At 64.7% G+C, this 10,621-nt stretch carries 6 protein-coding genes; 1 reads left to right on the top strand and 5 read right to left on the bottom strand.

Annotated features, from left to right (window positions below; all coding sequences use genetic code 11):
• From EN738_RS23155 to tagH, 5 genes are all read right to left on the bottom strand, one after another.
• Positions 1 to 1,075, bottom strand: a 1,075-nt coding sequence (locus tag EN738_RS23155; RefSeq protein WP_145966908.1) for a serine/threonine-protein kinase, incomplete at its 3' end; no start/stop codon positions are given.
• Positions 1,072 to 1,854, bottom strand: coding sequence for a protein phosphatase 2C domain-containing protein (locus tag EN738_RS23150; RefSeq protein WP_127285740.1), 783 nt, complete (start codon positions 1,852 to 1,854; stop codon positions 1,072 to 1,074). The genes EN738_RS23150 and EN738_RS23155, both read right to left, overlap by 4 nt.
• A 159-nt stretch (positions 1,855 to 2,013) precedes the next feature.
• Entirely contained in the window at positions 2,014 to 5,550 is a 3,537-nt protein-coding gene (gene tssM / locus EN738_RS23145) for a type VI secretion system membrane subunit TssM (protein ID WP_127285739.1), read from the bottom strand.
• Between the two features lie 22 nt (positions 5,551 to 5,572).
• Positions 5,573 to 7,081 (bottom strand): type VI secretion system protein TssL, long form, encoded by a 1,509-nt coding sequence (tssL, locus tag EN738_RS23140; RefSeq protein ID WP_127285738.1) that lies wholly within the window; start codon positions 7,079 to 7,081, stop codon positions 5,573 to 5,575.
• A 305-nt stretch (positions 7,082 to 7,386) separates the two neighbouring features.
• Entirely contained in the window at positions 7,387 to 8,457 is a 1,071-nt protein-coding gene (gene tagH, locus EN738_RS23135; RefSeq protein WP_127285737.1) for a type VI secretion system-associated FHA domain protein TagH, read from the bottom strand.
• Positions 8,458 to 8,712: 255 nt separating this feature from the next.
• Between tagH and EN738_RS23130 the strand changes: the two genes are divergently transcribed.
• Positions 8,713 to 10,621 (top strand): type VI secretion system Vgr family protein (locus tag EN738_RS23130; protein WP_127285736.1); only part of this gene is annotated, 1,909 nt, incomplete at its 3' end.

The raw sequence follows: 10,621 nt of genomic DNA, 5'->3' as shown, positions 1-10,621 counted from the left end.
TCCTGGAACCGTCGGGCGCGACCGCGCGGGGAGGGGGCGCCGCCGCCCGCGGGCGCGGTTCGGAAAGATGCGCGGGCCGCTGGTGCGGGACAAAACGCTGGTCGCCGGGGGGCACCCAGGCCTGGCCTTGCGGCTTTTCCGGCGCGGCAGGCGCCGCGGTGCGATGCAGGTCCGGCCGCTCGCGCGGCATGGCGGATACCGGCGGCCTGGTTTCCTCGTCGGGGTCGCGGGTCATCCTGGCGATTTCGGCCATGCTGATCGGCCGGTGCTTCGGGTCCGGCTGCAGCATCGCTTCGATGATCTCGCGGAAATCGGCATCGATGTCGGAAAGATCCGGAACCGTTCGGCGCTTTTCCACGATTTCGAGCTGGGAGCCGCTCATGTCGAGAGGGTTGCCACGCAAGGCGGCCGCCAGCACCAGCCCCATGCTGTAGATGTCGGACTGCTCGCTGACCTCGCCTCCGTAAAGCCCCAGCTGCTCGGGAGAAACGTAGTTGTACTTTCCGGCGAACCTGCCGCCGATCAGCGTCTCCCCGCCGACGGCCGCCGAGCGCGCAATGCCGAAATCGATGATCTTGGCGCGGTCGACCCGGCCACCCGGCAGGATGATGTTGTCCGGGGAAAGGTCGCGATGGATCGCTCCCGCCTGGTGCACGGCGCTCAGGGCGGAGGCGAGCCGATGACAGAGCTTGCGCACGTCCTCCACAGGCATGGCGCCACGCCTGATGACATCGAACAGCGACTGGCCGTCGACGAATTCCATCGCCAGGTAGGGTCGCCCGATACCGGGATCGATGGTGAAGACGTGGTAGCGCACGACGGCGTCATGCGACAGGTGGTTGAGGATCGAGGCTTCCTTGCGGAACAGGGACAGGATCGTCTGATCGCGGGCGAACTCCGGCAGCACGATCTTGATGGCGACGTGATCGCCGGTCTGGATGTTGTGGCCGCGATAGACCTCGCCCATGCCGCCGGACGCGATCCGCTCGTCGAGCTCGTATATGCCGCTGAGCTGCGTGCCGACGCCTGTGCTGGCAAAGCTCGGCGAGACGCGCGTCCTGTCGTCGGCGCTCATCGGTCCCGACCTCCGGCGGTGGCGGGATGCGGACCGGCCGCCTGGCCGTTGCGACGATCGCCGATCTTCACGAGTATTATGGTCACATTGTCGGTTCCGCCGCGCGCCAGCACCGTTTCCAGCAGGTTCTCGCACGCCGCCTGAGGCGCGGCCGACAACACCGCCGCCTCGATCTCCGCATCGCTGACATGCGCCGTCAACCCGTCGGTGTTCAGCACGAAGATGTCGCCCGGCATGGTCTCGCCCTGCTGGTAGTCGATCACGACCTCGTCGCTGACGCCGACCGCATGGGTGATGACGTTGCGGCGCGGCCAGGTGAGCGCTTCGGCGGCGCTGATCATGCCTCTGTCGAGGAGTTCCTGGACTTCGGTGTGGTCTTTCGAGATCTGCGAGATCGAGGCATTGCGGACAAGATAGACCCGGCTGTCGCCGGCCCAAAGGCAGGCAAACCGCCCATCCATCACCAAGAGGGCGGCGAAGGTCGAGCCGATGGTTATGCCGCGGGCTTCGGATATGCCGCGGATTTCGGCATTGGCCCGGCTCAGCCTGTCCTCGAAGCGTGCGCGAAGATCCGGCGCGGAACTGGCGATGCCGATCGTCGCCAGATGATCGACGATGCTTGCCGAAGCCACCTCGCCGGCATCATGTCCGCCCATGCCGTCGGCCACAACCCAGAGGCCTGTTCGCGGCTCGACCAGATAGCTGTCTTCATTGAGGTCGCGCACGCAGCCTTTGTGGCTGACGCCGAAGCTTTCAAAGGGAAGGGCGACATTGTTCAATTTGCCACCAAGCGCTTCTCAAGCGTCCTTCGCGCCGCGCCCTCGGGCCGCCGCTCGCGCCACTCTGCCACAGGCGCGAGCATTAGAGTACCGAAATCAAGGCCGGTACGCCGGCCGGCCGGCTTTGTCATCGATGAGGCGGGGAGCGGAAAAAACATCTCAGAATCCCTTCGGGCAACTGAACGCGCTAAGCGCAGGAAGGAACAGCGGGTTGGGATCGGAATTGCTCTGGATCGTATAAGCCACGTCGCGTCCGCCGATCACGAAGCGCGCTTCCAGACTGCCTTCGCCACCGCTGACGGATGCCTTGTCCATGAGCCGTTTCAGCGCCCACGGGCCGTCGAACTTGATGGCGGATTCCCGGCCCGGCATTTCCGGCGCAAGGCTCAGGCTGGCGGACCCGGAGGCAGCGCCGCTCGGCCAGCTCAGCGTGCTCGGCGCGTTGCCTGTCTGGCTGCTTTGAACGGTCTGGCCATCGACATCGAGCACCGCGCTGTCGGCATCGCCATGCAACGAAAAGGGCGTGAAGGTGATGCTGACCAAAGGCACCGAACCACCGGACGGAAAGAAGGCGGCGCGGATTTCCGCCGCCGACTGGAAGGTCTTCAACGTCGCTTTCGAGAGATCGCGCCCGAAACGCTGGTCCTGCTTCCAGTTCCAGTCCTGGCCCGTCATGTCGATCATGGATGCGAGATTTCGCGCGAAGAAGCGGTCCATCAATCCGCCGGGGGAGAACAGCTTGGCGAAGTCCGCCATCGCAATGTCCTGCGTGCTGCCGGCGGCGAAAGGATAGCGGCCGTTGACCATCTCCTCGCAGGGGCGCGTCACCGTCTGGTCGAGCAACTGGTTCAGATTCGCCACCGAGGTTTCGGCGACGTTGCCCTCGAATTCGTCGGCCGCCGCGTTGACCATGCGGGCAAGCTGCTTGGGCAGGCGCGAGACGTTGGCGCGCAGCGTCGAGACCTGCAACTGAAGGTTCGTGCTGACGCGCTCGGTCTCGGAGGGAACGTCCGCCGCCAGCTTCAGGCTCTGATAGATGTCGCGGAAGTTCTGGGTCAACGCGTCCATCGGGCGGCGTCCAGCGGGACCGCCCACCAGGGCCTGGAACGACCTGAACTGCGCCTCGACGTTGGCGCCGGGGCCCTGCGCGCTCGCCGTGCCCGCGCCGGCACGGCTTTGCGACTTGCCGATCGCCATCTGGATGCCGATGCGGGCAAGGCCCCTGGCGATGGCCGCGGCGTCCGGCTGCCCGGCCGTGGCTGCGTCGGTGTTTGCGACCTGGCTTTGCCGGGTCAGGGCGGTTTCATCGGCAATCGCGCTGAACAGCTGATCGATCGGCGAGTTCTGCGAAGCGGCGGCGGAAAGCGCGATATATTGCGGCTTGTCCTTCAGCATCGCCTTGAAGCGCAGATGATCGAGAACGCCGTTCCAGGCTGCGGCGAATTCCTTGGCATAGCGATCGAGAAGCTCGGGGCCGAGCTTGAGCAATTCCTGATCGATGCCGCCCTGCTCGCCGCCGCCGCCCAGAACCCATCGGTCGTCGACAAGCATCTGCGCGATGCGCGAAAGTTGGAGCAGATAGAAATCGTTGAAGCCGGCATGGGTGTAGAGGCCGGGAATGCGAAGTCCAGAGAGATCGCTGCCGTCGGCGCGCTCGAACAGCAGCGGCGCTTCCGGCCCTGCCTTGGCCGAGACGGAAAAATCGGTCAGGGCCGCGGCGTAGACCGCCGACTTGATCAGGGCCGTGGCGCGATCGGCGAGGCTCATGCGTCCGAGCGAGCGCTGGGCGGCTTCGACAAGCGGCTGGTTGAGCTCGAAGACCGGATCATAGGCATCGTCCAGCGCAAGCATGGCGCGCAGGTGCTTTTCGAGCTGGGCCCGTCCTTCGCGGTTGTTTTCGCCGGGATAGCGGTTCTGCTCCCAGTCCTGCCTCATCCAGGAAACGACCAGCTCGTCGTCGACCTTCGGCGCCTTGCCGCCGAGCATCAGATAGATCTTCAGCGGCTCATAGAGTGCCGCCGGATCGGCCATCCTGGCCTGGATCGTGCGCTCGGCCTGCAGCAGCAGGCGCGAGCGGAAGCTTCGTTCCAGTGCTTGCCGGTAGGCCGTTTTGGACGCTGAAAGAAGCCGTTCCCGCTGGCCGAGGCCGAACGTCTCCTCGATAGGCGTCGGAGTGTCGCCGGTCTCGAATCCGGCTGGCAGGTTGCGTAGCTGGTCGAGCGGGCCAATCACGTTCTCGAGGTCGACGTCGGCGACCTCGGTGCTGTTGAGCAGCGGTTCCGCCGCCTGGCGGTATTGGCTCATCGCCTGCGTCGTTGCGGCGAGCAGCGATCGGTTGGCGGTAAAGCTGAGCGCAAACGCGCCGAGGGCGACGGCGGCGGCCAAGGCAATTGCGCCGATGCCCCCATATCTGGCGATCGCCGCGCGCCTTTCGGCCGACCTGTCATACGAAACCCAGCCGGCTTCGGCGAAAATGACGCTGGCCAGAAGATCGTGGAGGAAAAAGCTCTTGCCGGTCCCGGAAAGATGGGCCTGGGCGCTGCTGCCGAAACTGCGCCCTATGGCGCCGAGCACCTGGTCGATCGGCGTTCCTTCCTGCGTGCCCGAGGAAAAATAGAGGCCGCGCAGGCTGACATTGACCTCGCTGCGGGAGGGGTCGAACAGGCTGCCGATGAAGCCGGCAACCCGATTGCGCAAGGCGCCGAACTGCGCCGGAAAGCCGAAGATCGATATGCGCGCGACCGGATCCGCCTCTTCCTGCAGCCGGTCGGCCACCTCGTCCGCCAGGCGCGCCGCCAGGGCATCGAATTCGGCCGGCGCCTCGCCGGTCATGTTCTTGTTGCGGTCGGTGGTCTGGAAGGTCGCGCCCCACACCTGGCGCCTGCGCGCCTCGTCGAAGCCGCCGAAGTAATCCATGAAACCGGCGACGAGGTCGGCCTTGGTGAAAAGCAGGTAGACCGGAAACTGGATCCTGAGCGTTTCATGGGTTTCGCGCAGGCGGCTGCGTATCTCGGTGACATGGGCATCAAGCTGCCGGTCGTCGAGGCTCATGAGATCAGCCAGGCTGACAGCCAGGATGACGCCGTTGATCGGCTGCCTGGCGCGATATTTCTTGAGCAGCGACAGGAAGGCGAGCCAGCTCTTGTTGTCGCGCGCCTTGTCGGAATCTTGCGTCGTGTAGCGTCCCGCGGTATCGATCAGCACGGCCTCGTCGGTGAACCACCAGTCGCAGGACCGGGTGCCGCCAATGCCGGCCACCGGCTGCGCCGTGCCGGAACCGGCAAGCGGAAACTTCAGGCCCGAATTGACCAGCGCCGTGGTCTTGCCGGCGCCGGGCGGACCGATGACGATGTACCAGGGGATGTCGTAGAGAAAATTGTGCTTGCCGCTCGAGCGTTTGAGCGTCGCGATGGCCTCGCTCATGCGGGCCTCGAGCACCTGCGAATCGTCATTGCCGGCGTCGTTGCGCACGATTGCGGCTTCAAGCGCCTTTTGCGCCTTTCGCCTTTGCCAGAACCGGATCGTGTAGAAGAGTACGGCCGCGGCCACAGCCAGGCCGATGATCGCTGCGCGCAGCCACACCGGGCCCAGCGGGCGGCTATCGGCATAGCGGATCAACGGCCCGGCAAACCAGACGGCTGCCGCGAAGCCGGCCAAGGCGAGGGCGTTGAGTATGCGCAGCAGCCATTGCGTCATGGGCGCTTCCGGCGGGCCGCGCTCATAATGTCTCCTCCTTTGGGATCATCACATCGACGCGGCGGTTGGTGGCGCGGCCTTCCGGCGTCGCATTGTCGGCGATCGGCTCGTCCTCGCCCTTGCCGTCGGCAGTGATCCGCGACGGGTCTTTGAACCTGGGCGCCATCAGCGCCTCGACGGCCTTGGCGCGGGCGACGGAGAGGTCGAAATTGGACTTGAACGTGCTCGATTTGCGTGGCTTTGCGTTGTCCGTGTGACCGACGATCCTGATCGGTCCCGGCTCCGCGTCGAGCGCCCCGGCGATGTCGGCGGCAACGGACTGGAACTCCGGTTTCAGCTCGGCCTTGCCGGGTTCGAACATCAGGACGTTGTTTATCTCGACGACGATGAAGCTGCCTTGCGTGCCCACCGCCAGCCCGCCGCGCACCAGATCCTTCGCCAGCGCTGCGCGGATGCGGTTGATCTGGGTGAGCGCGACGGGAGTTGGAGGGGGAGGAGCGACTTTCGCCGGTTCGGCCAGCGGCGCCACGCCGGCGCGCTCGATGGTGACCGGCGTCGACGGATTGAGCGCCAGCAGCTCTCCGGCCGTCGCATCGCCCTCATCGGTGATGAGAACGCGCAGGACGAAAAACGCCGCCGTCACCAGCGTCGCCGCGGCGGCCGCCACGGCCCACAATGGCAGCCGGGCCGACGGCTGCGCCATGACGGCCGCCATGCCTTGCCAGCGGGGCGAGATGTCTTGCGAGGCAGGCGGCTGGAAGTAGCGGAGCGTGTCGAAGACGTCGCGCCGGATACGTTCGAGATTGTCGCCCTGGCGCGCCAGGCCGCGGTATTGTCCTTCAAACCCCAGCGACAGGCAGCCATGCATCAATTCGAGCAGGTCGTAGTGCGCTTCCGGGTCCGCGAGCAGCTTGTTCAGCGCTTCATAGAAGCCCGCGCCAGCTGACTTGATGTGAAAGAACCGCGACAGCATGGCATGTCCTGCCCAGCCGTCTCCCTCGGGCCAGGGCAGGTTGCCGACAAGATCGTCGGCGGTTTCGCAAAGCGCAAACTTCGCGATCCGCACGTCCTCTTCGGCGATGCCTGACTTCTGCAGCGTCCGGTCGAACTTTTCGATCGCCTCGGCGATATGCCCGGCGAGCGGCTCGGCATGTCTTTCGACGGGGATGAGCCTGAGCTGGCTGAACAGCAGCAGCAAAGGCGCGGCGGCGGCGAGGATCGGGTTTGCCGTGGGGTAGGTGATGCTGCCGGCGGCGTCGAGCAGGACGTCCTGCTGCGGCGCCGGCGAGGGCGCGGTCTCCAAGGGGCCGGCATTGGACGCCGCCCCTTGATAGATCACGGTTCCGGATGCCCAGCCCGGCGGCATGCGCTGTCCGCCCTGCGGATCGAAAACCGTCGAATCCCGCACAGGCAGGGACTGCCCGCCATCGGCGGATGCCGGCGGCGCCGGCGCCGGCTTTTGCCTGCGTCGCGGATTGGCGCGAATGACGGTCTTGCCGGCGGGGCCGAAGGGATCGTCCTTCGAGCTCATTGCTGGCCTTCCGTTCCCGCATGGCGGCCGTGCCGGCGCGCAAGACCAGGCATGGGCAGAAGCAAAGAATTCGTGCCCTGCTGACGCGGGGAGTGTCCGGTGGAAGCTAGGCTACAGAACGCGATCCCGCCGTAACATGACATTTGCCGCAGACCCCTGGGTCATTCAGCCGTAACCGCCTGGCGAACTGTCGTATGTGATCGTAATCTCAGAAGCCGCCGATTGGAACCATATGCGCGGAATGGCGGGGATTATTCTTAACGGCGGCGGTGCAGAAATCCGGCCCTAGAGCCGGATTTTACACGCTATTTTTGCTTATCGGCCTTGGCATAGGCTTCGGCGAAATAGGCCAGGAATATGTCCAGCATGCCGTTTTCGTGGGCTTCCTCCATGGTTCGCCAGGTGGCCACGAAAGCATCCCAGGCCTGGTTCTTCTTCGAGCTGAACGACGTGGGCGGAAGCTTCTTGCCGATCGCCTCGGGCGACAGGTCGTCAAGCAGCCGGGAGAGCGCCGCCTGCATGGCCGCATAGGTGGCCAATTCGTGCGTCTTGAGATCGCGGAAGGCGTCTTCGACACTGTGCCTGGCATCAAGATAGCCGGCCCTGCGCCGCGCGAACATGATTTCCATGATGTCGTCGGTTCCGGGCACGAATTTGAGCGGATTGTTGTCGGCCGCGCTGATCATCGTGCGGTGGGTGCTCTTGGCCAGGATCTTGGCGGCCGCGCGGGCCTTCAGCAGCAAGGCCAGTTGCTCGACCGTCGTCCGCAGCACCGCGCCGATTTCGGCTGCGACTTCATGCGGGTCGCGCGATTGAAGCAGGTCCGGCGAGATACCGGCAGCCCGCGCGATATCCCTGAGGATCTCGTCCGCGCCGGGGTGCTGCGCGGCCGAAGGCGGCGGGGCGGCCTGCCGCAATGAGGACGTCGAGGCCGGCGCCTGACGCTGGTCGCGCGAGCTGAAGAACGGCTCGTTGCTGAATTCCTGCGGCCGGCCCGTCGGGGCCGGCATTTCGCGCTGCGTCGAACCGGATCGCGAATGAGGGTGGCCCGTCGCGCTGCGCTCGTCGTCGAGAGACACGAAGATGACGTAGCGGCCGATCAGCAGCCGGTCGCCGTGCCCGAGGCGATGCGGCGCGGCCAGGCGCTTGCTCGATCCGTTGACGAAGGTACCGTTGCGCGAGACATCGTGCAGCCAGAACGCTCCCGCCTCATACCGCACCTCGCAATGCCGGCCGGAGATGAATTTGTCCGGGTCGGGCAAGGTCCAGTCGCAATTTTCGCGCCCGATTTCAAAGCTGCGGTCCCGCGATCCGTAGCCGAGGGGGAGACCTGCGGGTACGGCCTCGACATTGTTGATCTGCAGACTGATGAACATATGAATTGGCCGCGGACCGCTGATCTATTTCGCCATTCTAGCAGTTTGCGAGGACAACACGACAGCAGCCTTTCACAACTGCCTCCGGCGCAAGCTTTGCCCGCCCGTCGTTCCTTTTGGCCGGTGGGAAAACATATGGTAGGCTGAACGAAGCCTAGTGTGGCAATCCGGGAAGTCCCCGAACGTGATGCGGTTAACATAGGGGGAACTTCAAATCCATCACACTGGCGGCCGCGTCCTGGAGGGGCACGACCTATGCCGAACGAACGTGCCACGGTTGTGCAGACGCCGTTAGGCGCCGAATTGTTGACCTTCACCCATCTTGTCGGACGCGATGAGATCAGCCGTTGCTTCGCCCATACGATCGGGTTCGTCAGCACCAACCACGATGTCGATCCGCTGAAAATGCTGGGCGGCTCCGTCTCGATCGAGGGTGAGACCGATCCGAAGCGCTGGTTCAGCGGCCTGGTGTCCGAGTTCCGGCTCACCCGCATCGAGGACCGGCTGGCCTACTATGAAGCGGTCATCAGGCCGTGGCTCTGGTTCCTCGGCAACACCACCGATTGCCGTATCTTCCAGAACATGACCGCGGTGGAGATCATCGAGAAGATCTTCTCGAAATACGGCATCGCGAAATTCGAGAAGCGGCTGCAGGGGTCCTATCCGCAGCGCGAATACTGCGTGCAGTACGACGAGAGCGACCTGGATTTCGTGCAGCGGTTGATGGAGCACGAAGGTATCTTCTATTTCTTCGAATATGACGAGGGCAAGCACACGCTCATTCTGTGCGATGCGATGAGCAAGCTGAAGCCGGCTCCGGGCTACGACAAGGTGCTTTACAATTTCGAGGGGCAGGCCTCGCGGCGCGATGTCGAATACATCACCGAATGGATTCCAGGCAGTTCGGTGCGGCCCGGCGCCTACGCCCACACCGACTATGATTTCGAGAAGCCCGGCGCGGATTTGATGGCGAAATCGGCGCAGCCCTTCGGCCACAAGGAGGCCGCGGGCGAAAACTATCGCCAGCCCGGAGCGCATCTGGATGTCGGACGCGGCGACAAGATCGCGGGGATTCGGCGCGAGGAACTTCAGGCGGTGCATCAGCGCGGCACCGCGGTGGGCACCGTGCGCGGGCTCTTTGCCGGCTGCAAGTTCAAGCTGGAGAGTTTTCCGCGCGACGACCAGAACCAGGACTATCTGGTGCTCAGCGCCGAGTACCGGCTGTTCGATCCGGGCTACCGGACCCAGAACGAGGGGCATAGCGAGAATTTCAGGATCGTGCTGGGCCTCGCGCCTACCAAATTGCCTTATCGCCCGCCGCGCATCACGCCGCGGCCGATCATGCGCGGGCCGCAGACGGCGACCGTGGTCGGCCCATCCGGCGAAGAGATCTTCACCGACAAATATGCAAGGGTGAAGGTGCAATTCCACTGGGATCGCCTGGGCAAGAAGGACGAGAATAGCTCGTGCTTCGTGCGCGTCTCGCAAACCTGGGCCGGCAGCGGCTGGGGCTTCATCCAGATCCCACGCATCGGCCAGGAGGTCATCATCGACTTCATCGAGGGCGATCCGGACCTGCCGATCATCACCGGCCGGGTCTACAACGCCTCGCAGATGCCGCCCTACGGGCTGCCGGGCAACGCGACGCAATCGGGCTGGAAATCGAACTCGTCCAAGGGCGGCGGCGGCTACAACGAGCTGATGTTCGAGGACAAGGCCGGTTCCGAGCTGGTCAATTTCCAGGCCCAGAAGGATCACAACCTTCTGATCAAGCACGACCGCACGAAGCTGGTCCAGCATGACCAGTCCGACCGCATCGACCATGACGCCAAGCACTCCGTCGGCCACAACCTCGACGAGGACGTCGGCAACAACAAGACGGCCAAGATCGGCGTCGACCAGACGACGAACATCGGCAGCAACGACACCGAGACGGTGGGCGCCAACCGCTCGCTCACGGTGGGATCGGACGAGACGATCGGCATCGGCTCGAACTCGACCGAAACGATCGGCGCCAATCACACGCAGACCGTGGCGATAGTCCAGACCATCACCGTCGGCGCGGCGCGCATCGACACCGTCGGGGCCGCTGAGACCAGGACCGTTGGCGCGGTGCAGACCAACACTATCGGCGCTTCGCGCTCGGTCACGGTCGGCGCAGCGC

Source organism: Mesorhizobium sp. M4B.F.Ca.ET.017.02.2.1 (assembly GCF_003998955.1).
Classification (GTDB): Bacteria; Pseudomonadota; Alphaproteobacteria; order Rhizobiales; family Rhizobiaceae; genus Mesorhizobium; species Mesorhizobium abyssinicae.
Note: the sequence above shows the minus strand (reverse complement) of the source record. Positions and strands in the feature narration are given on the sequence as shown.

Excerpts from the sequence above, each read along its gene's own strand:
- tagH (WP_127285737.1), bottom strand. The coding sequence starts at position 8,457 with ATGTTCATCAGTCTGCAGATCAACAATGTCGAGGCCGTACCCGCAGGT.
- tssL (WP_127285738.1), bottom strand. The coding sequence starts at position 7,081 with ATGAGCTCGAAGGACGATCCCTTCGGCCCCGCCGGCAAGACCGTCATT.
- tssM (WP_127285739.1), bottom strand. The coding sequence starts at position 5,550 with ATGACGCAATGGCTGCTGCGCATACTCAACGCCCTCGCCTTGGCCGGC.